The organism is Microbacterium sp. 2MCAF23 (genome assembly GCF_052115565.1).
Taxonomy (GTDB): Bacteria; Actinomycetota; Actinomycetes; order Actinomycetales; family Microbacteriaceae; genus Microbacterium.
This window is the reverse complement of sequence record NZ_JBFRGY010000015.1, coordinates 183,882-208,035: the sequence shown is the minus strand read 5'-3', so window position 1 is coordinate 208,035 and position 24,154 is coordinate 183,882. Positions and strand designations below refer to the sequence as shown.

The window sequence follows — 24,154 nt, the reverse complement described above, 5'->3', positions numbered from 1 at the left end:
CGAGGACGACAGGACGGAGGGGGCCGCGCTGTGCGCGACCCCCTCCGTCCTGTCCGGTCAGCGGTGCAGGTCGCGGAAGGCGAAGGCGCGGGCCGGGTTCTCCACGAGCATGGTGTGGATCGATTCCTCCGAGACGCCGCGCTCGCGCAGCATCGGCAGGAAGTTCGTGATGATGTTGCCGTAGCCGGCGCCGCCGTACGCGGCCAACTGTCCGAGCTCGCAGATGTCGTTGGAGAGCATGAGCTGCCCGGCATACCCGGCCGCGCACAACTCGGCGACGTTGTCGGCCCGGAATTCCAAGGGCGCGTAACCGGAGACGAAGGCCAGATTGTCGATGCTCGCCCACGCGCCGCGTTCGACGATCGGCAGCACGTGACCGATGCCGCGGCGGTCGCCGAGATGCGACACGATCACTGCTGACGCGTCGACACCCTCGTCCGCGAACAGGTCGAGCTGCTCCACCGCCAGCTCGCCCCAGTGCGTGGTGTGCGTGAGCAGCGGCACGCCCGTCCGCCGATGCGCCCTGGCGGCCGCGCGGAATACGCGCTCCTGGGCCGGCGTGATGGCGCCCCGCTCGGTGCCGATCTCGCCGACGAAGCCGGGGCGGACGCCGCTGCCGTCAACGCCGTCGACGATCTCCGCGACGAGCGCATCGGCCAGGTCGTTCGTCGACGTGGTGGCGATCTCCGGCGGATACAGCTTCTCGCGATACCAGCCTGCGCCCATCACGACGTGCACCCCGGTCGCCTCGCTGAGCCGGCGCAGCCGCTCGGGATCTCGGTGCAGGCCGATGTTCGTCGGGTCGCAGATCGCACCGCCGCCGACCGCCGCGTAGCGCTCCAGCTCCTCGCGCGCGATGTCCTCGTCGTCGAGGATCACGTCGTACCGGTTGTCGAAGTCCCAGAGGTCCACCAGGATGTGGTCGTGCGAGAGCGTGATGCCGAGCTCCGACGGCTCGAGCGGCCCCCGAACCGTCATGATCTTGCCGGTCAGTCTCGCCAGGTCGCGGCCTCCTGCCGCGCTCATCGTCCGCCCTCTCCGTCGATGCCGAGCTCCCGCACTGCGGCGGCGAACGACGCCGCGATACGCTCTCCGTCGCCGGTGGTGAGCCCGAGGGAGTTCAGCGAGAGCACCCCTCGCCACGCACCGGACTCCTCGACGTAAACGGGTGGGTGCTGCGCACGCAGCGCGCGCACGAAACGCGTGGCGAGCGCGGGACGCACCGTCACGATCACCTCGGGCGACCCCAGCACAGAGTGCTCTTCCCAGACCGCACCCAGCGGGCCGTGCGCCAGGAGCTGGTGCGCCCGGCGCAACTCTTCCACTTCGACGGCGGTGTCGTCGGCGCCCGCGACGAAGCGCTCGACCGCGGTGACGAGTCCGACGAGCTGCTCCCGTCCGACTTTCGCGAACCGCGCGATCCCATGCCGCGGCGGTCGCACGAAGCGCCCGTCGGCGGCCGGCCACGTCTCCTCGCGCTCGTCCATGTCCTGATGGTGCACGCCGACACGGGCGATCCATTCCGGCTGCCCGATCAGCAGGCCGCTGGCCTGCGGACCGCGCAGCAGCTTGCCGCCGCTGACGGCAAGGAGGTCCGCCCCGGCCGCGATGTACTCGTGCAGGACGGTCAACGGCGGGATCCGCAGCGCGCCGTCGACGATGACCGGGACCCCCGCAGCATGCGCGATCGCACAGGTGCGGTCCAGATCGACATGGTTGCCCGGCGCACCAGGGCGGTAAAGCACGGCGGCGGTCCGCTCCCCGATCGCCGAGGCGAGCTCGGCAGCGTGGGTGGAACCGGGGTACCCGACAGCGACGATCCTGCCGCCGGCCGCCTCGACGGCGCGATCGTACGGATCGCGCTGAGCGGCCTGGATGACGAACTCGTCGCGGCCGTCCCTGTGGCGCGGCAGGCTGTCGATCACGTCGACATCGTCTCGAGCCATCGCGGCGGCCGCGGCGAGGGCGAGGCCTGCCGCAGCACCGGCGGTGATGTACGCGGCCGGGGCGCCCAGCAGGCGGGCGACGTGCTCACCGCCCGCTCGCTCGAGTTCCGCCATCCGCACCGGTACCTGCACGGCGCGGCCCATGGCCGCCAGCACCTCGTCGTGGAGCCCGAGGCCCCCCATCCGCGTGGCGGGGCCGACCGCGTTGACGACGCGCAACTCCTCCAGCCGATCCACGAAGCGCCCGGTCGGGCCCTGATCTGCTGCGGTCATGGTCATGCTTTCCTCTCGTTCTCGCCCGACGTGGCGACGTCGAAGACGATGCGGCCGGCGCGCATGGTGAGTTCCGGCGTGAATCTCACCGGCTCGGCGACCTCGCCGCCGAAGGCATCCGCTCTGATCGCTCCATCGCCCCTCCCGAGCCTCAGCACCGTGAGATCGGCGACCTCGCCGAAGCGCAGGGTGCCTCGGGGGATGCCGAGCACGCGTGCCGGCGTGGCGGTCACCGCACGGAGCACGTCAGGCACGCTCATGCCGAGCGCGACGCAGACCCCCATCACGGAGGGGAGGTCGACGACCTCCGCCGCCGAGTAGCTGTGAAGATCGGTGCTGACCGTGTCCGGTGCGAAGCCCGCGGCGACGGCGGCCCGCACCACGTCGTAGCCGACGCCGCTCATTCCATGGCCGAGGTCGAAGACGACGCCCCGCTCCCGCGCGGCGAGCGCCTCGGGGATCACATCGCCGTCTGAGACGATCGTGTTCCCGGGCCAGCCCGTGAAGGCATGGGTGAGGATGTCGCCGTGGTGCAGGATCCGGAGGATGTCGGTGACCGACGACGGCGCGGGTCCCAGATGCACCATCAGCGGCTTGCGGACCCGGTCGGCGACGTCGCGCGCGATGGCCAAGGCTCGGTCGGTGAAGGCGCCGCCCACGTTGGCCGACGCTCTGACCTTGATGCCGGCGATGAGGTCGGGGGCCGACTCCACCGCGTGCACGGCGACGTCGGCGTCGACGTAGGGGCCGCGCAGTTCTCCCGCCAGCATGATGCTCGTCGCGCCGATCGACGACACGTTGAGGAAGGGGATCACAGTCACGTCGCGCAGATCGGCGATCGAGCGACGGAAGGCTCCGAGCAGGTGCGCACCCGACGATCCTGCGTCGACAACGGTGGTCACGCCGGAGCGCGGGGCGATGCGGTCGATCGGGACGCCGAGATCCTGACCTTCGAACACGTGGGTGTGCAGGTCGATGAGTCCGGGCACGACGATCGCGCCGTGCACGTCGATCACATGCCAGCCGTCGACCACGGCGTCGGGGACCGGAACGAAACGGCCGTCGACGACGGCCACGGATCCACGGCGCAGCGCACCCGTCTCCGCGTCGAAGACCTCGGCGCCGACGATCAGTGTCGCCGTCACGTGCGGCCCCTCAACGCGTCGTCCGTGCGGGAGCTCACGGACGACAGCGCCCCCACGGCATCCACCACCCAGGACGCCCCCGCACAGCGAGACTCTCCTCGACGCTCCAGACGGCCGTCCGGGCCTACCGCCACCTCGACCACGAGATCGGAGTCCCAGCAGGCCACGAAGATCCGGCCGTCCACCACCGCGATGTGCTGTGGCCAGCTTTCCGCGAGCGGCATCTCGTCGATCAACCGCGGCACCGTCTCATCGATGGCCACGAGAGCGAGCGTGTCATGGCCGCGGTTCGTCACCAGCACCGCCCCAGGGGACACGTGCTTGATGTCGCCGGGATAGTTCCGCGGCGACCGCGAGCGGGCGGCGCCCGTCACTCGAGTGCTCGGCGTCGAATGCCAGATCACGCGGTCGCCCGACACCTCTCCGCGGCAGACCGTCTCGCCCAGCTCGCCGCTGACGGCGATCGTCCTCGGGGCACCGGCCGCACCCGGATCCTCCCGGAGGACGACGAGATGGCGCGGACCCGTCCCGGCCGGCACAGCCAGCGGGGGAAGCCGCTCCGGGACGGCATCGCCAAGGCGGTACCGGTGGACCAGATCCGCGCCGAGATCCGGCACGTACAGTTCGGTCCCGGTGAACACCGCCTGGTGCGGATGCGTCATCCCGCCCAGCCGCTCTGGGGACGTCCCCTCGGGCAGGCCGTCAGCGTCGAGCCGCAGGAGCACCGCGTCTCCCGGGGAGTCCTCGCTGCCGAAGGCGACGGCAGCGAGCACGGCCCCGTCGGGGGATACGGCGACATCGCATGCGATCGACGCGAGCGGGAGCGCGGTCGCCGCCAGGAGCTCCGGCTTCCCGCGCACGACGGACCAGACCATGACCGTCGCCCGCCCTGCAGGATCCTCGATCAGCCCGTACACCAGCGGCGCACGGGGGTGGCGGCAGAGCGCGACGGGCTGGTCAACGGCCGCCACCTGCTCTGCGGGGATCCCGGCACCCGCACGAGCGAGGCGGTAGAGGCCCGGCTCCTCACCGCGTCCAGCGACCAACAGCGCGGCCGGTGGTGCCAAAGACGTCATCGTGCAGCCCTTCCTGTTGTTCACCATGCGAGCCTCAGTTCGTGCCGAGTCCCTAGATCTCGCTACCCCTTCACGGCACCCGCGGTCACACCACGGAGGAAGTACTTCTGCAGCGCCAGGAAGAGGATCGTCGTGGGGATGAGACTGACGACGGTCGACGCGGTCATGTTTCCCAGGTCCTGGGTGAACTGCGTGTTGGTCGTCGCAAGCCCGACGGTGAGCGTCTTCAACGAATCGCTCTGGATGATCAGCAACGGCCAGATGAACGAGTTCCAGGCTGCGACGAACGTGAGGATCGCCACGATGATCATCGGCTGGAAGCTCAGCGGCAGGATGATCGACCGGAAGATGCGGATCGTCGAAGCCCCGTCGATCCGGGCGGACTCCAGCAGCTCGTCCGGGATCTCCTGGATGAACTGGCGCAAGAGGAAGACGCCGAGAGGGCCCGCGACCGCCGGAAGGATGATGCCGGCGTAGCTGTCGTTGAGACCCAGATTGACGGCGATCAGATACGTCGGGATCAGCGTGACGGAGAACGGCAGCATCATCGTGCTGAGCAGCAGCGCGAACAACCAGCGCCGACCGCGGAAGTCGATCTTCGCGAACGCGAACGCGGCGATCACGTCGAGCAGGACGACGAGCACAGTGGTGCCGATCGACACGATCACCGTGTTCATCACCCAGATGGGCAGCTCTCCGGCTTCCAGCATTCGCGCGTAGCTGGCGAACGACAGGTTGCCGAGACTCAGCGACAGGTCGCTGAAAGTGCGAACGTCATGCAGAGACGCGATGACGATCGCGGCGATGGGTCCGACGCACACGATCGTCACGACGATCGCAAGAACCTGCAGGATCGACTGCGACAGCGCTCTCCGAGCACGACGGCCGAGGCGAGATCCGGTCATGGATGTCATGCTGTAGCCCTCCGAGAGAGTCTGAGGAAGACGACCGAGATGGCCGCTGTGACCACGAGGAGCGCGACGCTCATCGTCGCTGCGTACCCGACCGAGCCTCCCTTGAAGGCGTTGCTGTAGATGTACCACATGGCCGTCGACGTCGCGGTTCCCGGGCCGCCTTTCGTCAACACGAAGATGATGTCGAACACCTGGATGGCCGTGATCGTGTTCACGATGGCGAGGAACTGAATGACGGGCTTCAGCAGAGGCAGCTTGATCGACATGAAGACACGGAGCGGGCCCGCGCCATCCAGTTGCGCAGCCTCGAGCAGGTCACTCGGGATGTCATTGAGCGCGGCCATGATGACGATTCCCCCGAAGCCGGCTCCGGCCCACACCGAGACCAGCGCGACCGCGACCATCGCGGAGTCGCCGCTCGCGAAGGGATTGATCGCGCTGAGCCCGATCGAGCGGAACATCGAGTTCAGCGGGCCGCTGTCAGGATCCAGCATCACTCGCCAGATCAGTCCGACACCGACGACGGAGAGCAACGACGGAATGTAGATGAGTGCGCGGTAGATGGATCGGCCCCTGAGGTCGCTCCCGAAGAGCGATCCGATGAGCAACGCCGCCACCAGACTCGCCGGCACATACAGCACCCAGAACCACAGCGTGTTCAACAGCGATTTCAGGAATGCCGGGTCCACGAGCGCACTGGCGATGTTGCGGAATCCGACGAAGTGAAAGCCCATCAGCACGTCGCCGGATTGGAACATGAGGATGAACGTATAGACGAACGGCAGGACCACGAAGACCCCGAACACGAGGAACTTCGGCGTGATGAACGCGAGGCCCACGCCCGTCGTGACGGCGCGAGCCCGCCGGCGCCCTGATCGGCCCGAGCGAGACGGTATAGGCCCGGCGACGCCGCTCTCTTCGGCCCCCGCAGGAGCCGAAGAGAGCGGCGCGCCAGAGTAGGCGGGTTGTGTCATCGGAGTTTTCGTATCACTTGGCGTTCGCAGCGAGCGTCTTCACCTGGCTGGAGGCGCTCGCGATGGCCTCGTCGAGGGTCGAGCGGCCGAGCAGGTAGTCCGTCGTGGTGGTGATGATCGCCTCGGTCGGGTTGAATGCGGCCGAGTCGTTCAGCCGCACGTACTTGCCCTGGGCGCTCGCTGCGTTGAGCGTCTCCTTCTGCACCGGGTTCTTCATGGCGTCGAAGTAGCCGTCTGCGGCGCCATTGGCAGGGAAGGCGGGGATCTTGACCATGAATTCCTTCGCCTTGTCAGGGGCGGTCAGTGAGGCGAGCAGTTTCGCCGCTGCCTTCTTGTTCTTGCTCCCCTCCGACACCGCCCAGTAGCCGGCGCCGCCGACGACGAACTGCCCGGCCGGACCTGCAGGGATGTCCATCACCTTCAGTTTCAGATTCGGGTACCGCTGCACCGTCTCATCGCTGACGCCGGGAATCCACCCGAAGGCGGCAAGGCCCGACGGGATCAACTCGGCGAACTTCGCCGGGTCGGTGTACTTGCCGAGGGGCACCGCCCCGCCGGAGTCCAGCATCTTCTTCATCACCGTGAGCGCCGCACGCCCCTCGGGGTTGTCGTAGCCGATGTCGTCCTTCGCCGCGTTGAGCTCGCTCGCGCCGTACGCCCACAGGTAGTTCGCGAAGTAGTTCGGATCGGTGTTGAACGCGTACCCGTAGGACGCCACGTTGTTGGCGTCGAAACCGGGCTGCCCGTAGTGGACGCCCTTCGTGTCGACCGTCAGCGCTTGCGCGAACGGGATCATCTCCTCGTAGGTGGTGGGAAGGGCCGGGGACCCGGCAGCCTTCCACAGGTCGACGTTGAGCACGAGCATGAAATGGGACACTGCCGCGGGCACGCCGTAGATCTCACCATTCGGCCCCTTTGCCACGTTCTGGATCGACTCGGGCGTCTGCTCGTTCACGGACTTGATCAGATCGGGGGCGAGTTCGCGCAGATCAGCGAGCTTTCCGGCTGATGCGTACTTCTTCAACCACGGCACGACCTGGTAAGTGACGTCCGCGGGGGTCGCCCCGCTCGCGAACGAGGCGGTGTACTTCGTCTCCGCGGTCTCCCAGGGGATGATGAGCGCCGAGCCCTTGAGGCCGAGCGGGGTCGCGGCGGACTCGGTCAGCCCGCCGAAGAAGGACTTCTCCCAGTCGACGTCGGCGTGAGGCGGCTTCCACAGGGTCAACGTTCCTTCGGCGGATCCTCCGCTGGGTGAGCAGGCGGATAACCCGAGGGCCACCACCGCCATCCCCAGCGCGGTCAGGGCGAGTGTGCCTCGCCGGCGTGGTCGAGTCGACTTCGTCGTCTGCGAGAACTTCGACATCTTGCCTCCAGCTTTGTCTGCCCGGGACACCGGGTCACGAATGGGGGAACAGCTGTGCTTGCTACTTTGCAATGCCTCTCCTGTTTCGACTAATGAACCAGAAGTTTCATGCTGTGGCGATTGACGTTGACTCTACACGAACCACCAGATGAACGAAAGCGCTGTTTCTCCTCGACCGCGCGCCGCGCTCTCTCGCCGAGCCGACCTCGAACACCTGAGGCCCGAACTTCTCCGAATCAAGGCCGTTCTGCGGGAGCGACAGGCCCTCGGCACGGGCAGCCCCGCAACCAGACTCGCTCGCAACATGCAAGTTCGAGAGACTTCTCGCCCCAGGTGGAGTTTCACTGAGTAAACTTCACACACCAGCCCGTCCGCCGCCGGTCAGCCGTCGGCGGCGAGGCGGCCGGTATAGGGTTCGCCTGGCAGGATCCCCGACAGGAGCACCGGCCCCAACCGCCAGTGGAGAGGAAAAGCGATGAGCCCTGATGCTGAGCGCATATCCCAGTACGGCATCCGCGCCGTCGACCGTGTGTGCGACATCCTGGACGCCATCCAGGAGGCCGAAGGTCGCGGAAGCGCCTCCGACATCGCCGCGCGCGCACGTCTGCCGAAGAGCACCGCGATGCGATACCTCCTCACTCTCGAGTCCCGTGGCTACGTCGCCAAGAACGAACTCGACGGCTCCTACGTCGTCGGCATGGGGCTGCAGATGGACCGCCGCGACTACTTCGAGCGTGTGCGCGATGTCGCCCGCCCTGTGCTCGAGCATCTCCGAGCACAGTTCGGCGAGACCGCGAACTTGTGCATCGGCGCCAGTGACGAAGTGCTCTATCTCGCGATCGCACCGTCGCTGCAGCCGGTTCGCTACATCTTCAACGAGGGGATGCGCTTCCCCCTCCACGCGACCGCGTCGGGAAAGGTCATCGCTGCCCAGATGTCGGCCCGGCGTCTTGACGAAGTCGTCTCGGGCAAGCCGCTCGCACGCTTCACCGATGCGACGATCGTGGACGTCGATCAATTCCGGGCACAGGTCGAGGCCGCAGCCGCCAACGGATTCGCGACAGATGATGGCGAATGCACCCTCGACGGCACCTGCTTCGCCGTCCCCGTGGTCGGTGCACCCGTGGCGATGGCCGTCAGCATGAGCGCGCCTTCGTGGCGCCTCACGGAGACCTCGGGACCGGAGATGATCGCATCGCTGCGCCAGGCCGCTCAAGAGCTGACCGGCCTGATCCGCGCGATCATCTAGTGCGCCTCCATCGCGTGGCATGAAATCGCGCGCGGGGCCGGCCCGGAGGGGACGACCCCGCATGCGGGAGGACGGCTACGGGCGCTGCTCGATCTTCTGAAGCACCGTCAGCGTCTGCGGCATCAGCTCCCAGTTGCGGGAGCCGGCCACCGTGCCCGCATACTCCACAGCCTCGTAGGGCCCGGACGTGGTCACCGTCACCGTTTGCTCGCCATAGTTCGCGAGCACGAGGTAGCTTTCGCGGTTGACGAAGGCCGAGGCGACCACGTTTGCCGGTATCGGGCTGGAGAAGAGATCGGAGTCAGTGATCTCGACGTAGACGTATGCGCCCTCGGTGGCGATCTGACGGTAGATCCCCAACCACTTCTCGTGCGTCTCGCGGATGAACGGCCGCGGCGGACTGACATCCCAGGGTCCGTAGATGTGCGGCCCCTGGGGGTGCTCGTTGTAGTACTCCCACTGCTGAGCCCATTGAGTGCGAAGCACATCGTCCTCCAGCGGACGGTAGTCGACTCCGGGAATGAGACCGCGCTCACCGGTGAAGGGACGTCCGGCGAGCAACTGGGGGAACTGCATGTACGGGATCGTGTTCAGGTACTGGATCTCCTCAGATCGCAAGCGCCCGTATCGGAAGTCGAACTGCGGAACGACATACGGCAGGTGCAGCTTGGTCTCTTCCCGCGTCCGCTTGAGATCACCGACCCCCTCACCGACCCAGAGGTAGTCATACAGGCGCTCCGCGCTTCGGGGAGCGTCATTGAAGTCGGCGTGCAGCTTGTAGAGAAGCCCGCGCTTCTTCACCTCCGCATAGATCAGCGCGAGGAGGTCTTCCTTCGCAGCGTCGTGCGTCTCGGTCTCCGTCCACGCGAAGACCTCGTCAGGTGTGGCCGGCAGCTGAGCCTTCGCCAGGGAGTAATAGCCCCAGTCGTTGTAGAGCCCGTCGAGGTCGTAGTCGTCGAGCACGCGAGCGGTCTTGTCGAGGATGAAGGAACGCCAACCGGGGCTCGCCGGCGAGCAGCGGATCAACTTCCAGTGCGCCGCGTGCATCTCCGGGAAGTAGGACTCCCGGGTCCATTCCTCCTTCAGGTCGGGGTCGCCGATCTGCATGTATCCGGATGAGACATAGAGGAGCACGCGGATTCCGTGGCTGTGCGCCATCTCGATGAAGCGCCGCATGCCCTCCGGGTTCGGGGACGAGAAGCGATCGGCGCCGTGCAGGCGAAGAAGGTCGTTCCAGTCCTCCATCACCTGGATGACCTCGACTCCTGCCGCGCTCAGCCGCGCCAGCTCCTGATCGTCATACTCATCGGGATCGTACGGCTTGCGCGACGGATACTCCCCCAGGTTGTAGGACGCCTGACCGGGCTGATAATTCGTGATCCGATGACGCGCGGCGAAAGATCGAATGCCTCGCTCGGCGGCTTGCAGATTGAAGAGTCGCCGGCGATGATCCGCTGCTGACCAGCCGACCAGCAACCCTTCGTTCGTCGCGGGCGTCAAGACAGTCTTCTCCATGCTGGTCTTCCTTCAGGCCGGGGGCGTCGGGACGTGTCGTTGCGATGCGGGGCATCGCGATCGTCGCCCCAAGAAGTTCATACACTGAACCTTAGTGTTTATCTGCTGAAACGCAAGGCTTTGACCTCACGCGGGCGATCCGAGCGATTTCCTTAGGAATCGAGCGATGTTCGCACGGACTCGCCGAGGCTGTCCTCTCGATCGGAATACGTGGCGGTTTCATTCAACGAAACCCGCCGGCTCAGTACCGGGCGCCGCCTCCGCCGATTCGACCGGGAGCCCGGACGCGCGGGCGCGTTCGGCGCGATTCGGCCGGCGCGGCCGGGGCGGATCACGCACCACAGGCGGTGGACGAAACAGCATCTCCTCCTCCTCATCCAGCAGCGCGCGCCGGATGATCCGCTTCGGGTCGTACTGACGCGGATCGAGCTTCTGCCAATCGATATCGTCGAACTCATCACCGACCTCGTCGCGCACGCGATCCTCCACACCGCGGAGGATCCGCTTCATCGCGTGAACGAGGTCAGCCAGCTTCTCGGCGTACTCCGGAAGCCGCCGCGGCCCCACGATGAGGGCGGCAACCAACCCGATCAGCAGCAACTTCTCGATGGTCAGGCCGAACACGGCTCACCTCTCACGCACTCGTCATCGACATGCTCGCTCGCGGCCTCCCATGCTTCGAGGAGCAGGGAGGGTCCGCGCACAGGATTTGGAACAGCGGTACGGCCAAGACGACCAGGGGTATCACGCACCGAGACTCACGATCAGGCTCAGTTCCACCATTAGTCGGTATATACATTTCAGTGACTGAAACCTAGCCCAGACCCTAACTTTTGTCGATAGGCCAGGGAATGCCGCGATTTGGCACTTCTTTCCCGCCCTAGCGCTTCCAGGGATTGCGAGGTAGAGTCTGCGGCAGTTTCATTCCTTGACTCGCTAGTTCCACTGGTTGAACGGAGAGATCCATGCCTAACGACAACGATGCCGGTAGCGGAATCACCAGACGCACCCTGCTCCAAGCCTCCGGCATCGCCACAGCTGCAGCTGCGGTGACCCTGGCGGCGCCGGCGCAGGATGCGCACGCCTCAACAACACTGACGGTCTCCTCCGCAGGAGCCACCACGTACTCCATCTATGTCGGCGCGACGGAGGACGCGATCGTGATGCATGCCGCAAACGAGCTCGCGGCATACCTCGGCCGGATAACGGGAGCGGCCTTCCCCATCGTGCTCTCGACGGATCCGACGCCGACGGGCCCGTGCTTCATCGTGGGCGCGACCACTGCCCTGGCGGGTGCGGTGGAACCGAATCTGGCATCCATCGCTCTTGGCGAGGACGGTTTCGTGTTCCGCACCGATGCGAACGGAAACATCCTCATCGCGGGCAATCACAGCCGCGGCACGCTCAACGGCGTGTACTTCGCGCTCGACCGCATCCTGGGCGTGCGCTGGTTCTCGGATTCTTTCGAGACGGTGCCATCCCACCCCACCCTGGTGATGAGCTCAGCCGAATTCACGCGCGACGAGGTGCCGCGCTTCCGGTTCCGGAACATCATGTCGGGCGATGTGACGGACCCGACCTACATCCACCGAAACCTCCTCAACGGTCGGGCGTTCCAGCACATTCCGGTGACAACGCCCGCCGGCGTCGACACCTGGTCTCAGTACTTCCCTGACATCCAGATGTTCCTCGCCTCCGGAGTGGACGCGTCAAAGCGATACGGCGGTCAGATCCTCATGATGGACTCCGCCGCACGATCACAGCTCACCACCTATCTCCTCAACAACCTCGAGTGGCGCGTGTTCTACATGGGCGGTCCCCGCTCGTACCAGGTCAATCAGAACGACACGGTCTGGACTCCCGACTCGGACAGCGCGGCGTTCGCGGCCCTCCACGGCGACGCACTCTCGGCGCCGCTGGTCGACATGATGAACGAGGTCGCCGCCGGCACCGTGGTCTGGTATCCGGATGTGCAGCTGTCGATGCAGGCGTACCAGTGGAGCTTGAAGCCTCCCACGGGCCTGACCGTCCACCCGAACATGGCCGTCGTATTCGCACCGATCGACGCAAACTTCGCGACATCCCTTTTCGAGGGGAGCAACACCGAAGTCGGGGAGTTCCTCACCGACTGGTGCGACGTCTCCGCGAACATGATCGTCTGGAACTACACCGGCAACTTCCGAAACTACCTCCAGCCCTACCCGGACTATCACGCTCACCCGGAGAGCATCAAGGACATAGCCGCGCATTCCGAGATCCAGGGGTACTTCTCGCAGTCGCCCTTCGACACCCCCGGCCTGGAGCTCGCCGCAATGCGACTGTGGGTGCACAGTCGCCTGCTGTGGGATCCGTCACTCAACGCGAGCGACCTCATCCAGGAGTTCGTGAACGGGTTCTTCGGCCCGGCGGCGCCGTTCGTGTCGGACTACATCGACCTCATGGTCAGCGCATTGGAGAGCACCTCGTCCAGTCTCAGCTGCTTGTCAGCGCCGGTAGGCGCGTACCTTCGCTATGAGACCATGCGGGATGCCGACGCGCTCCTGACCTCCGCGTTCGCCGCGGTAAGCGGTAACGCCCAGTACACGCTTCACCTCCAGCCCATCCGCGCGACCATCGACTACATCATCCTGCTGCGTCGAGCGAACTTCTCCGCACGTGCGACCGAGCTCGGCCAGACCTGGGATCCCGACACGACGAATCGACTTGCGCGCCTTCAGGCCGACCTGGCCGCGATCGGGATGGAGTTCTGGACCGGCGACAGCTCCACCATCGCCGAATTGGTCGCCCTGCTCTCGATCGAGCGCACCGCGGCCGTCGTTCCCGACGCGGCGATCGGCCTCCTTCCACAGGACTGGGTGGACTTCCAGGATCCGGATCTGGTGCTCGACAAGCCCAACTGCACCCTCCTCGCCGACCCATTGGCGTCCGACGGGTACGCCATCAAACTCCCCGGCAACCTGTTCAGCTGGTTCCTGCAGATGCGGCTCAACAGCCTTCCGGTGGGACGGGACTGGAAGCTCTTCGTCCGCCTGCGCGTGGATCCGGGCACGGCCACCGCTTCCTCGCTGATGATGCGCTACGGCGTATACGCGCCCCCCATCTGGAATGACTACGCCGATCCCGTCCCTGTTGTGGCCGACGGTGCCTACCACGAGATCGAGCTGCAGGGCACCTACACCAACAGCAACCTGCTGTTCTACTTCGGCGGCTTCGACAACAACCTTCTCGGCGATGTGTACGTCGATCGCGTCTTCGCGATCGCAACAGATCCGGCGCCGAATCCAGACGCACCGGCGGTGACGGTGAAGGAAGGCTCGGAGTTCACGGTGCAGACGGGCGACAGCTATGACATGGTGAGCTTCAAGCTCCACGCCCGCCAGAAGATCGATCGGGTGATCCTGAACGGAGTGGTCAAGGACTTGACGAACAACGAGTGGTCGGACGTCAACTTCATCAAGCCAGGCGTCTTCGGCGCGAAGAAGGGGCGGAACTCTCTCGTCGCCTACGACACCGTGGGCAACGGCAAGCTCGTGCAGTTCATCCTCAATTGAGACCGGCGCGGCTACCGGCGGTCCGCCGCCGGTAGCCGCATGTAGACGCCTGCGGCACGATCGAGATCACCACGCCTCGCGGGTCAGAACGGCTCCTCCAGCACGAACTCGCCGGCGGCTCGGTGTTGTGCGCCTGACGGCAGGATCACGGTGGCGCCGGCATCCGGCGCCGACCCCGTGAGCGAGAACACACCGTCGCGCAGGGTCCAATCCACGACGACACGCCCGCGAGGAGTGTCATACCATCCCGATGCCGCTGTGAGACCCGCCGCAACCCGGGGCTCGATCTTGAGCTCGGAGTATCCGACCGATGACGCGGGCTGAGTGATTCCCAGCACGCCCTGCGAGAACCAGGTGGAGATCGCGGCATTCATGAAGTGATTCTGGCTGAATCCGAAGGTCGGCCCGTCCCACGTTTCGGTGAGAGCCGTCGCGCCGTGCGCGACCATGTAGCCGTAGCCCGGCCTGTCCGTGACCCGGCACATCTGCAACAGTGTGCCGTCCCGCCGGTGACGCGTCAGAACCGAGACGAGCGAGGCCATCGCCATCTCTCCGACATCCACGGAGTAGCCTCCCTCGACGATCAGGCGTTCCAGCTCGTCGACGCCCGCCGCCTCCTCGTCCGCGGTGAGGATTCCGGCGGTCAAGGTCACCGACAACTCCGCCGCGCCGACCTCCCGCAGCCGTCCGTCCTCGCCGAGCAAATCGGCACGAAGCCGTTCACGCAGGCGCGCAGCACGCTCTCCCACCCGTCGCCCCGTCGCGACGTCGCCTCCGAGTGCACACGCCTCGGCGGCGATGACCAGCAGGCGGTGCCAGGTCGTGCTCTCGACCGTCGTCACGTGACGGAACGCCCGGCCGTCCCAGTCGCCGAGGCCGGAGCGCAGCAGCCCGCCCTCCGCGATCTCCTCGACGTGTTCCAGGTACCGCAGCAGCGTGGGCAGCGCCTTCAGCAGCGGGCCCGGATCGCCGTACTCGCGGTACATCAGCCAGGGAAGGAAGCCGATGGCCCCGGCGAAGTTCGCATCCTCCCGCCAGGGGTGCTCCCATTCCTCCCACTCGGGGACCCACAGACCGATGCTGCCGTCCTCGCGCTGCGCTCCGATCATGAGATCGACCATGTGGTCGAGGACCGGACGGGCATCGATGTTGCGGACGATGCTGTCGAAGACGAGGTGCAGCTGCTCCAGATACCCGAGCTTCTCGCGCTGCGGACAGTCGGTGAACACCGAGAAGGCGTTGGAGCGCACGGCGCGCACGATGAGGTCGTCGATGCGGTCCAGCAACGGGTCGGAGCAGGTGAAGGCGCCGGACTGCGGGACATCGGCGGTGATCACGCGCGCACGGAACATCGACGTGTCCGCCTCGGCGAGTCCGCGCACGTCCAGGTACCGGAAGCCGTTGTACATGAATCGAGGACTCCACGTGACCTCGTGCTCGCCCGTGGTCACCGTGTGGAACACGGGCCCCCATCCCTCGGTGCGTGCGTCGACGACACCGTCGGGGTGGCGGATCTCCGCCGGCACGATCGTGACGCGGCTCCGTGCCGGCACCGTGATCTCCGGCCAGCCGGCGATGTTCTGCCCGAAGTCGACAGCGAACGACTTCGTGTAGGTCTTCTCGACGAGCACGGCTTCGAAGGTCTCTGCGAGAGCGACCGCGGGCGATGAGCGGGGCACGAGCCGCGTGACCGGGGGCCGCAACGGCGCTGCCGCGGCCGCCCACTCGTCCTGCCGGTCGACGTGGGCGGCGCGGTCCCGCTCGGCGTCGAAGTCCTCGCCCCCTGTCCAGTTGGAGCGCACCGTTCCGCCGACGGTGCCGCGCCATTCCGGGCCAGTCGCGGTGAGCACCTGCGCGCTCGTGCCATGGCCGGCGACGATCACCGCGCGGGCGCAGAGGTCGCCGAAGTCGGCGGCCACCTGCGTCCAGCGGCCGTCGGAGGAGGCGCTGACGTACGTGCCCGGTCCGAGCTCGATCCGCACCGTATTGGATCCGTCGCGCACGATCTCGGTGATGTCGTACTCGGTGACCTCTAACACCACGGAGTGATCGACGTACCCCGGCTCCAGCACGTGCCGGGTGATCGGACGACCGTTGACCTCCACCCGTGCGATGCCGGCGACCGCGAGGTGCAGCACGATCGTTTCGGAACGACCGTCGTGCCTGAAGCGGGCTGCCAGAACGGGAAGACTGCCGCTCCGGTCCTCCATCCAGGAGGCGGAGGTGATCCAGCTCGCCGCGTCGATCAGGTCGGCGACGGTCGCGGTACGCGGCTCAGAGGCGCTCATCGTGCGAGCCTACGAGGCGACCGCACGGGCGCCGGCGAAGCGCACGAGGATCTTGGATGCGAGTGATGTGCCTTCCGCGAGCTCACGGAAGGCCTGCGGAGCCTGGTCGAGATCGACGACCTCGCTGACCAGGGCTTCCAGCATCTCGGCGTTCTCGGCAGCCCAGCGGGCCGTGTCTGCGAACTCGTCATCGGCGTAGCAGAACGTGCCGACCAGCGTTCGCTCCTGAGTGCTCACCCGGTAGGCGTCGATCTCGGCCCTCGGCGATCCCATGCCCACGAGCACGATCGTGCCGCCCCGGCGGGAGAGACGCAGCGCCTCTCCCACGGTGGCGCTGACCCCCACGGCGTCGATGACGATCTCGGGCTCGCGCCCCAAAACTGCGGCCACGGAGTCGGCGAGGCCCTCGGAACGCGGATCGAACACGGTGAACCCCAGCGCACGAAGCAGATCGGCCCGCGGCGCAGACATCTCCGTGACGACAACGTCTGCTCCCAGGCGGCGCGCGCCCAATGCCGCAGCTTGTCCGATGGGGCCGCCGCCGATCACCAGCACGGCGTTCCCCGCCGTGACGCCTCCGCGTCGAGCGGCGCGGTACCCGACGGCCAACGGCTCGACGAGCGCTCCCACGAGGGGGTGCCGCTCCGCGGAGAACCGGACTACGTTCCGCGCCGGCACCACCATGGTCTCGGCGAACGCAGCACTGATGTCCGGCACGACGCCGATGACACGGCTCTCGCCGCATTCCAGCGACCGCGACGACATGCAGGCCGCGCACCGCCCACATCCGATGACCGGGTTGACGGTCACCAGATCGCCGAGGAGCAATGCGGACCCTTCCGCCCCGCCGCCGATCTCGGTCACACGACCGACGGTCTCGTGACCCATCACCTGCCCCGGGAAACGACGGCCGTTCTCACCGGTATACCCATGGATGTCGGAACCGCAGATCCCGGTGGCGATGATCTCTATCCGCACCTCGTCGGCGCCGAGATCGGCCGTCGGGCGGTCCTCGACCACAAGGTCATTGTTCCCTCGCAGCACCAGCGCTCGCATGGAAGCCTCGTTTCACTAGCTTGAACTAAAGATCGTCTGTACGAACGACTTGGCGTCAATCTAGCGCATATTTCTTAAGGCTTGATCATGCTTATGAAGTTTGATTCACATTGACGTGCAACTCCAGATACACTCGGACGAGCCACAGCGAACATGCTGCCGACCCTCGGCGCACGGTTCACGGGCACCCCAAGGACTGCTCCCGCCCGAGTGAGGGCGGGCGGGAGCTTCAGTCCGCCATCCACCCCGGGGTCACGACCACGGGCCGTGGCTCGAGCGGCATGATCGCTCCCATCGCCGCGAGCGCTTCGCGCGCGTAGATGGCATGTCCCCGATCATCCGGATGGTTGATCCCGTTCCGAAGCAACGTCGGGTAGGCCGTACCCTCTGCGAACAACGCCTCCCACGCGCGCGCTGCATCGGCGAGAGGCAGTTCGTGCGTCGCGCAGAACGCACGGAGGAACGCCACATAGGGGCGCCGGTCAGGTTCGTCCAGTCGCTCGTGGCCCATCCACGGGGGCATCACGAAATGCGGAGTCATCAGCAGCAGATCGGCCCCCATCCGCACCGCGCGTTCCCTGATCTCCGCATAGGAGCGCTCCCACGTCGTGAGGTCGCCCTCGGCGTCGTTGACGAACTCCACGATGAGAAGGTCTGGGTTGGAATCGACGACGGCGGAGAACGGCAGATCGAGGCGCCCAGGATCCAGCCACTGGGCCGAAGTCGTGCCGCCGACGGCCACCACCGTCACCTCAGCAGGTCGCCCCGCCGAGGCGAGCCCGTACGAGACGAGCTGCGGATAGGAGCTCCACGGGCTCGACGATGACGCGCCGACGGTGACGCTGTCGCCCCAGCAGGTGATCCGCAACGGACGCTCGCCGTCGGCGCGCACGCGAGCGACGGCCGGGAAGAGATCGGGCCGGGGGGAGGATCGCACCACGCCCGGCTCTTCGCGCAACGGGAGCAGCTCGACGCCCGCGGCCGACACGTACACGTTCGCCACATGTCGCAGACCTGCCGCGTGAGGCGGAAGCGGGTTGGAGAGGTGTGGCACGCCCGGAATGACCTCGAACGCGCCGTCGCCACGATCGATCACCGCATCGACACGACGAAGGGCCACGCGGTACGTCGCAGCAGCGTCCCCGGACCAGTCCCCGACACGCGTCAGCGCGCCCCACGTGTCGTCGATGAGGTAGTCGGTCCCCTCGTCGAGCCGGCGCCCACCCACCTCGAGGCGCACGGTCCCCCGGACGAGGGCCCCCGGGACCGGGGTGTCGTCACTCCCGCGGAAGTCACTGACCACGCCTCGCAGATGCCACCCGTGCAGCCAACGGTCCGGCGCGCCTGCAGGAAGATGGACACGCTCGCCGCACACCTCCCGCACATCGATCGGCGCGATGCCGAGGCTGCCGAGGTCAACAATGATGTCCCGCATCGACGCTCCGGTTTCTGTCAGCGATGGCGTGGCGCGTCGCGCCGCCATGGGTCAGGCGGTCAGCGCCTCGGAAATGCGCCTTCCGTTGCTGGAGAGCACCTCGATCATGCGGGCGGAGCGCATGTCACCGCTCTCGATCCGCACTTTCGGCACCGAGCAGCTCATCGCAGCGACGACCTGGCCGGCACGTCCGACGATCGGCACCGCGACGCAGTACACCCCGTCGGTGTATTCCCCGTCGTCCACGGCGTATCCCTGGCTTCGCACCTGCCCGAGCACATCGAGCAGGACGTCGCCCGAGGTGATCGTGTGGGCCGTGTAGCCGGGCAGGTCCCGCCCCGCGAATCGACTCTGCAACAGGCCGATGTCGAGACCGCTGAGCAGGGCCTTGCCGATGCCGGTGACGTAGGCCGGCAGGCGGCTGCCGACATTCGACACCAGGCGCAGGGGCTTCGTGCCCTCCGCCTTGTCGATGTAGACCACGTCGAGATCGTCGAGGATGCCCAGCTGGATGGTCTCGTCGAGCTCGGCGTTGGCGGCGAGGATCGCGGGTCGCGCGTGGATCACGATGTCACGGCTGCGCCGGAACGCCTGGCCGACTTCCCACGGCTTGACGCCGACGGCGTAGGTGCGATCGTCCGGGTCGAACGTGAGCCATCCCATCGTCACGATGGTCTGCAGCAGGCCATGCAGGCTGCTCTTCGGATACGGCAGCTCCTGCGCGAGGTCTACGAAGGTGACGCCGTGCTCGTGACGCGCCACCACCTCGAGAAGCTCCAAGGTCCGCTGGGCCGATTTGACGTTCTGCTGGGACTCGGTCATTTCACTGGGATCCATTCCGGGACATGTGCGACAGTTCGGACAGTCTCTCACCGGCGACCAGCCGCAGCACTTCTTCCGCGGCGGCGACGGCCGCCGCCCCCTCCTCGACACCGGGCTCGCCGTCTGCCGCGCCGGCGACGAAGGCGTCCAGCTCGGCGGCGAACCAGTCATCATTCCCCGCCGACATCACGACCGGGGGCTCTCCGGCACAGACGAGCGTCGCGGTGCGCCGGACGGAGTCCACGACGATGTGCCCGCGCTCGCCCTGAACGAGCAGCTGGGCGGCACCGGCGTCGTCGTACCCGTCTGCGAATCCGAGCGTGAGACCCACCGGCGCGGATCCGGCAGTGGCGAGAACCGAAAGATGCCGCTCCGCTCGCCCATCCGCGGGGCCGACCACCGCAGCCCTGGGGAGAACCGGCACCCCCGCGATCCAGGCGATCCGATCGAACAGATGATGGGACTGGAGCTGGATCACACCGCCACCGTCAGCGGTGCGCCAATACCAGTCCGGTGTCTCTGTCGCCGCCTCGACCACGGTGTCGGTGATGAGCGTGACGGCGCCGATCCGTCCCGCATGCACCCAGTCATGAGCCTGACGCCATTCCGCCCGGTAGCGATAACTGAACCCGACCATGAGCCTCACGCCGGAGAAGCGCACGGCCCGGATCACCTCATCGGACTCGGTCGAGCTGAGGGCGAGAGGCTTGTCCACGAGGATGTCCACGCCGAGCTTCGCCGCGGCGATGCAGTGCTCGCCATGCAACGCACTGGGCGAGGCGATGTAGACCGCGTCCGCAAGCCCGTCGAGCTCCTGCATTCGCCGTACGGCACGCGCACCAGAGCTCGCAGCACGCTCGACATCGGGATCGAGGACCGCGACGACCTCCACGCCGGGGCGTCGGCTCAACAGCTCGACGGCACGCTGCCCCATGCGACCGGCGCCGATGATGGCGATACGAACCGCATCGGGGTCGCGCTGCGCTGCCATTGCGCCTCCTGTCGTCACGTTCTCGATGATAGCAAGACAGTTCAGAAGCAAGAAGTTGATTTCTCATGCATGACCAAATGGGCCGGCGGCGACGACGACGTTCGCGGGCCGCGTCGGAACATCGACCGGACTTCGGATCCGGATGTCACACATCCGCCGCGGCCGGTGTCTCCATGTTCGAAGGCGCGAGAAGCGCGCCGCAGAAGGAGCAGATCATGACGATTCAGGCCCGCATCCCCGCGACCGAGGTGACCGGACTGTACGGCGCCGTGGTGAAGTTCGCCACGAAGAAGATGTTCGGCAGGGTGCCCGACTCGATCGGGGTGCTCTGGCACCACCGCCCGGTGTTCACGGACATGATGAACTTCGGCCGCAAGACCGAGAAGTGGCACGAGCTCGACAAGAGCCTGTCGACGCTGGCGACGATGACCGCGGCCGCGACCGTCGGCTGCAGCTTCTGCCTCGACCTGCACTACTTCATGGCCCACGACCACGGGCTCGATGAGGAGAAGGCCCGCGAGGTGCCGATCTGGCGCGAGTCCACCCGGTTCACGCACCGGGAGCGGCTCGTGATGGAGTACGCCGAGGCGATGAGCCTGACGCCGCCCGCGGTCACCGACGAGCTCTCCGACGCACTGCTCGCCGAGCTGGGCGCCCCGGCTCTACTCGAGCTCGCCGCGAAGGTCGGCTACCTCAACGCGACGGCCCGATCCAACATCGCGCTGGGGATCCACTCCGATGGCTTCGCGGACGCCTGCGGGCTGGCACCCCTGGCGACGCGGGGCGAGACCCGCGTAACGTCGCCGGCATGAGCGACGTGAGCCGGCCGGCGACCGAGGATCCGTTCGTCACGCACCGCGGCCTGTTGTTCACGGTCGCGTACGAGATGCTCGGATCCGCGGCAGACGCCGAGGACGTGCTGCAGGAATCGTGGCTGCGCTGGGCGTCGGCCGATCGCGACGACGTGCGCGATCCCCGCGCCTATCTGGTGCGCACCGTGACCCGGCAGTCCCTGAACCTGCTGCGGACGGCGTCCCGCCGGCGCGAGGAGTACGTGGGCCCGTGGCTGCCGGAGCCGTTGCTGACGACCGCCGACGTGGCCGAGGACGTGGTGCTCGCCGAGAGCGTGTCGGTCGCGATGCTCACGGTGCTCGAGACGCTGGGCCCGACCGAGCGCGCGGTGTTCGTGCTGCGCGAGGTGTTCGACGTGCCGTTCGACGAGATCGCCGACGCAGTGGGCAAGACCCCGGCGGCGGTGCGGCAGATCGCGCACCGCGCCCGCGACCACGTGGCCGCCCGCCGCCCGCGCATCGCGGTCGACGCCTCCGAGCACGATCTCGCGGTGCAGCGCTTCATCGCGGTGATGAACTCCGGCGACGTGCAGGGGCTCATGGATGTGCTCGCGCCCGACGTGGTGTCGGTCACGGACAGCGGCGGGCTCGTGCGGCACGCGGCACGGCGACCGCTGCACGGCGCCGACCGCGTCGTGGCGTTCCTGCAGGGCAGCATCGCCAAGCTCGACACGGCCTTCACGGTGATCCCGCTGCGGGTGAACGGCATGCTCGCCGCGGGGATCCAGGTCGGCGGCGAGCTACTCGCGGCGGTGAGCTTCACGGTCGAGGAGGGCCGCATCACGCAGGTCTTCTCGGTCGCCAACCCGGGCAAGCTCTCCGGGCTGGACGCCGAGGCGCCGCTCGCCCGCTGATCCCGGTGCAGCCCCCTGATCTGCCACAGCGCGAGGCCGGAGCCCTGCGACCATCCACCACGTCTCATTCCTTGCACATTGCGAAGGATCCGAGGTTCTTTCACGGCAGATCGCCCAGAAGGGCGGGCGAATGCACCGGAAACTGGATCCAAGCCACCCCTGTCCACAAGGAGCACCTCCATGGAACGCGACCCCGAACTGTTCGACTCCGACGCGCTGCTGCACATCGGCCGCCCCGTCTGGTTCGAGAAGCACCCCTCACAGGCCGAGGGCGAAGACTTCTGAGCGCCCGACGCTGAGACGGCGAAAGGGCCGCGATTCACCCGGTGAATCGCGGCCCTTCGTCATGCCCGGTCAGGCGCCCTTGAGGCGCTCCGACAGATAAGTGTCGAGCTCGGCGAGCGGCACGCGCTCCTGCGCCATCGTGTCGCGGTCGCGGACGGTCACCGCGTCGTCCTCGAGGGAGTCGAAGTCGATCGTGACGCAGAACGGGGTGCCGATCTCGTCCTGACGGCGGTAGCGGCGGCCGATCGCACCGGCGTCGTCGAAGTCGATCGCCCAGTGCCCGCGCAGCTTGTCGGCCACCTCGCGGGCCAGCGGCGAGAGGCGCTCGTTGCGGCTGAGCGGCAGCACCGCGACCTTGACCGGCGCGAGGCGCGGGTCGAGCTTCAGCACGGTGCGCACGTCGGATCCGCCCTTGGCGTTCGGCACCTCCTCCTCGACATAGGCGTCCACGAGGAACGCCATCATCGAGCGGGTGAGGCCGAACGACGGCTCGATCACGTAGGGGGTGTACTTCTCGCCCGAGGCCTGGTCGAAGTAGGTGAGCGAGGATCCGGAGGCCTCGCTGTGGTTGGTCAGGTCGAAGTCGGTGCGGTTGGCGACGCCCATGAGCTCGCCCCACTCCTTGCCCGCGAAGCCGAAGCGGTACTCGACGTCGATGGTGCCGGCGGAGTAGTGCGCGCGGTCGTCCTCCGGCACATCGAACTGACGCATGTTCTCGGGGTTGATCCCGAGGTCGATGAACCAGTCCCAGCACTCCTGCACCCAGTGCTCGAACCACTCCTGCGCCTCGGTGGGCGGCACGAAGTACTCGATCTCCATCTGCTCGAACTCGCGCGTGCGGAAGATGAAGTTACCGGGCGTGATCTCGTTGCGGAACGCCTTGCCCACCTGGCCGATGCCGAACGGCGGCTTCTTGCGCGAGGCGGTGAGCACGTTCGAGAAGTTCACGAAGATGCCCTGCGCGGTCTCCGGGCGCAGGAAGTACACGCCGGACTCGTCGTCGACCACGCCGAGGTAGGTCTTCACGAGACCCGAGAACGCCTTGGGCTCGGTGTACTGGCCCTTGGTGCCGCAGTTGGGGCAGGGCACGTCGGCCAGGCCGTTCTCGGCGGGACGGCCCTTGCGGGCCTCGAAGTCCTCGATGAGGGTGTCGGCGCGGAAGCGCTTGTGACACTGGAGGCACTCGACGAGCGGATCCGTGAACGTCGCGACGTGGCCCGAGGCCTCCCACACCCGCTTGGGCAGGATGATCGAGGAGTCCAGACCCACCATGTCGCCGCGGCCGCGCACGAACGTCTGCCACCACTGCCGGCGGATGTTCTCCTTGAGCTCGGTGCCGAGGGGGCCGTAGTCCCAGGCCGAGCGTGAGCCCCCGTAGATCTCACCCGCCTGGAACACGAACCCGCGGTGGCGGGCGAGGGCGATGACCTTGTCAAGACGGGACTGTTCGGCCACGGTGGCTCCAATGGTCGCGATGATGCGGGGAATGCGCACGAAGAGGCGCGACTCAATCCTATCCGGGACCTCTTCTCCTCGACGCGGGGTTCGTGCTCGGGGCGGTGGGCT

The 24,154-nt window shown here is 67.0% G+C and carries 19 protein-coding genes; 4 read left to right on the top strand and 15 right to left on the bottom strand.

Annotated features, from left to right (window positions below; genetic code table 11):
- Positions 1 to 57: 57 nt before the first annotated feature.
- From AB4078_RS16340 to AB4078_RS16310, 7 genes are read right to left on the bottom strand one after another with little or no spacing between them, the layout of a single operon-like run.
- Positions 58 to 1,026, bottom strand: coding sequence for a phosphotriesterase family protein (locus AB4078_RS16340; RefSeq protein ID WP_441978015.1), 969 nt, complete (start codon positions 1,024 to 1,026; stop codon positions 58 to 60).
- Positions 1,023 to 2,219, bottom strand: a complete 1,197-nt coding sequence (locus tag AB4078_RS16335; protein ID WP_441978014.1) for an aminotransferase class V-fold PLP-dependent enzyme — start codon at positions 2,217 to 2,219, stop codon at positions 1,023 to 1,025. Before AB4078_RS16335 ends, AB4078_RS16340 begins: the two co-directional genes overlap by 4 nt.
- Positions 2,220 to 2,221: 2 nt before the next feature.
- The gene (locus tag AB4078_RS16330) at positions 2,222 to 3,364 is read right to left on the bottom strand and encodes an amidohydrolase family protein (protein WP_441978013.1); all 1,143 of its coding nucleotides are present in this window, start codon (positions 3,362 to 3,364) and stop codon (positions 2,222 to 2,224) included.
- Positions 3,361 to 4,467: a lactonase family protein gene (locus AB4078_RS16325; protein ID WP_441978012.1), complete on the bottom strand. Its 1,107-nt coding sequence runs from the start codon at positions 4,465 to 4,467 to the stop codon at positions 3,361 to 3,363. The genes AB4078_RS16330 and AB4078_RS16325 overlap by 4 nt, the downstream gene beginning before the upstream one ends.
- Before the next feature lie 35 nt (positions 4,468 to 4,502).
- Positions 4,503 to 5,345, bottom strand: coding sequence for a carbohydrate ABC transporter permease (locus AB4078_RS16320; RefSeq protein ID WP_441978011.1), 843 nt, complete (start codon positions 5,343 to 5,345; stop codon positions 4,503 to 4,505).
- Positions 5,346 to 5,350: 5 nt separating this feature from the next.
- Complete coding sequence (locus AB4078_RS16315; RefSeq protein ID WP_441978010.1) at positions 5,351 to 6,328, bottom strand: carbohydrate ABC transporter permease; 978 nt, start codon at positions 6,326 to 6,328, stop codon at positions 5,351 to 5,353.
- Between the two features lie 13 nt (positions 6,329 to 6,341).
- Positions 6,342 to 7,553 carry an extracellular solute-binding protein gene (locus AB4078_RS16310; protein ID WP_441978009.1) on the bottom strand — a complete coding sequence of 404 codons (1,212 nt, stop codon included), beginning with the start codon at positions 7,551 to 7,553 and terminating at the stop codon, positions 6,342 to 6,344.
- Between the two features lie 613 nt (positions 7,554 to 8,166).
- Here AB4078_RS16310 and AB4078_RS16305 point away from each other — a divergent pair.
- A complete protein-coding gene (locus tag AB4078_RS16305) occupies positions 8,167 to 8,940 on the top strand; it encodes an IclR family transcriptional regulator (RefSeq protein ID WP_441978008.1) in 774 nt (257 codons plus the stop codon).
- A 75-nt stretch (positions 8,941 to 9,015) separates the two neighbouring features.
- On the opposite strand, the gene AB4078_RS16300 is transcribed toward AB4078_RS16305, so the two are convergent.
- Both AB4078_RS16300 and AB4078_RS16295 read right to left on the bottom strand, forming a co-directional pair.
- The gene (locus AB4078_RS16300) at positions 9,016 to 10,440 is read right to left on the bottom strand and encodes a hypothetical protein (protein ID WP_441978007.1); all 1,425 of its coding nucleotides are present in this window, start codon (positions 10,438 to 10,440) and stop codon (positions 9,016 to 9,018) included.
- A 234-nt stretch (positions 10,441 to 10,674) separates the two neighbouring features.
- On the bottom strand, positions 10,675 to 11,079 hold the full coding sequence (locus AB4078_RS16295) for a twin-arginine translocase TatA/TatE family subunit (protein ID WP_441978006.1): 405 nt from the start codon (positions 11,077 to 11,079) through the stop codon (positions 10,675 to 10,677).
- 341 nt (positions 11,080 to 11,420) lie between these two features.
- Here AB4078_RS16295 and AB4078_RS16290 point away from each other — a divergent pair, with 341 nt between their 5' ends.
- Entirely contained in the window at positions 11,421 to 14,006 is a 2,586-nt protein-coding gene (locus AB4078_RS16290) for a DUF4838 domain-containing protein (protein ID WP_441978005.1), read from the top strand.
- A gap of 83 nt (positions 14,007 to 14,089) precedes the next feature.
- Here AB4078_RS16290 and AB4078_RS16285 read toward each other — a convergent pair whose 3' ends face one another.
- From AB4078_RS16285 to AB4078_RS16265, 5 genes are all read right to left on the bottom strand, one after another.
- A complete protein-coding gene (locus AB4078_RS16285; protein WP_441978004.1) occupies positions 14,090 to 16,294 on the bottom strand; it encodes a family 78 glycoside hydrolase catalytic domain in 2,205 nt (734 codons plus the stop codon).
- A gap of 9 nt (positions 16,295 to 16,303) precedes the next feature.
- The gene (locus AB4078_RS16280; RefSeq protein WP_441978003.1) at positions 16,304 to 17,350 is read right to left on the bottom strand and encodes a zinc-dependent alcohol dehydrogenase; all 1,047 of its coding nucleotides are present in this window, start codon (positions 17,348 to 17,350) and stop codon (positions 16,304 to 16,306) included.
- Between the two features lie 229 nt (positions 17,351 to 17,579).
- Positions 17,580 to 18,785 carry a GDSL-type esterase/lipase family protein gene (locus tag AB4078_RS16275; RefSeq protein ID WP_441978002.1) on the bottom strand — a complete coding sequence of 402 codons (1,206 nt, stop codon included), beginning with the start codon at positions 18,783 to 18,785 and terminating at the stop codon, positions 17,580 to 17,582.
- A 51-nt stretch (positions 18,786 to 18,836) separates the two neighbouring features.
- On the bottom strand, positions 18,837 to 19,607 hold the full coding sequence (locus AB4078_RS16270) for an IclR family transcriptional regulator (RefSeq protein WP_441978001.1): 771 nt from the start codon (positions 19,605 to 19,607) through the stop codon (positions 18,837 to 18,839).
- A gap of 1 nt (position 19,608) precedes the next feature.
- A complete protein-coding gene (locus AB4078_RS16265) occupies positions 19,609 to 20,598 on the bottom strand; it encodes a Gfo/Idh/MocA family protein (RefSeq protein WP_441978000.1) in 990 nt (329 codons plus the stop codon).
- Positions 20,599 to 20,813: 215 nt separating this feature from the next.
- On the opposite strand from AB4078_RS16265, the gene AB4078_RS16260 reads away from it, so the two are divergent.
- Positions 20,814 to 21,410: a carboxymuconolactone decarboxylase family protein gene (locus AB4078_RS16260; protein ID WP_441977999.1), complete on the top strand. Its 597-nt coding sequence runs from the start codon at positions 20,814 to 20,816 to the stop codon at positions 21,408 to 21,410.
- Positions 21,407 to 22,303 (top strand): RNA polymerase sigma-70 factor, encoded by an 897-nt coding sequence (locus AB4078_RS16255; RefSeq protein WP_441977998.1) that lies wholly within the window; start codon positions 21,407 to 21,409, stop codon positions 22,301 to 22,303. Before AB4078_RS16260 ends, AB4078_RS16255 begins: the two co-directional genes overlap by 4 nt.
- Before the next feature lie 354 nt (positions 22,304 to 22,657).
- Here AB4078_RS16255 and AB4078_RS16250 read toward each other — a convergent pair whose 3' ends face one another.
- The gene (locus AB4078_RS16250) at positions 22,658 to 24,043 is read right to left on the bottom strand and encodes a glycine--tRNA ligase (RefSeq protein WP_441977997.1); all 1,386 of its coding nucleotides are present in this window, start codon (positions 24,041 to 24,043) and stop codon (positions 22,658 to 22,660) included.
- Positions 24,044 to 24,154 lie beyond the last annotated feature (111 nt).

Bases quoted from the DNA above. Each gene is read 5' to 3' on its own strand.
- AB4078_RS16305 (WP_441978008.1), top strand. From the start codon at position 8,167: ATGAGCCCTGATGCTGAGCGCATATCCCAGTACGGCATCCGCGCCGTC.
- AB4078_RS16275 (WP_441978002.1), bottom strand. From the start codon at position 18,785: ATGCGGGACATCATTGTTGACCTCGGCAGCCTCGGCATCGCGCCGATC.
- AB4078_RS16340 (WP_441978015.1), bottom strand. From the start codon at position 1,026: ATGAGCGCGGCAGGAGGCCGCGACCTGGCGAGACTGACCGGCAAGATC.
- AB4078_RS16335 (WP_441978014.1), bottom strand. From the start codon at position 2,219: ATGACCGCAGCAGATCAGGGCCCGACCGGGCGCTTCGTGGATCGGCTG.
- AB4078_RS16320 (WP_441978011.1), bottom strand. From the start codon at position 5,345: ATGACCGGATCTCGCCTCGGCCGTCGTGCTCGGAGAGCGCTGTCGCAG.
- AB4078_RS16315 (WP_441978010.1), bottom strand. From the start codon at position 6,328: ATGACACAACCCGCCTACTCTGGCGCGCCGCTCTCTTCGGCTCCTGCG.
- AB4078_RS16265 (WP_441978000.1), bottom strand. From the start codon at position 20,598: ATGGCAGCGCAGCGCGACCCCGATGCGGTTCGTATCGCCATCATCGGC.
- AB4078_RS16255 (WP_441977998.1), top strand. From the start codon at position 21,407: ATGAGCGACGTGAGCCGGCCGGCGACCGAGGATCCGTTCGTCACGCAC.
- AB4078_RS16280 (WP_441978003.1), bottom strand. From the start codon at position 17,350: ATGCGAGCGCTGGTGCTGCGAGGGAACAATGACCTTGTGGTCGAGGAC.
- AB4078_RS16270 (WP_441978001.1), bottom strand. From the start codon at position 19,607: ATGACCGAGTCCCAGCAGAACGTCAAATCGGCCCAGCGGACCTTGGAG.
- AB4078_RS16260 (WP_441977999.1), top strand. From the start codon at position 20,814: ATGACGATTCAGGCCCGCATCCCCGCGACCGAGGTGACCGGACTGTAC.
- AB4078_RS16325 (WP_441978012.1), bottom strand. From the start codon at position 4,467: ATGGTGAACAACAGGAAGGGCTGCACGATGACGTCTTTGGCACCACCG.
- AB4078_RS16285 (WP_441978004.1), bottom strand. From the start codon at position 16,294: ATGAGCGCCTCTGAGCCGCGTACCGCGACCGTCGCCGACCTGATCGAC.
- AB4078_RS16290 (WP_441978005.1), top strand. From the start codon at position 11,421: ATGCCTAACGACAACGATGCCGGTAGCGGAATCACCAGACGCACCCTG.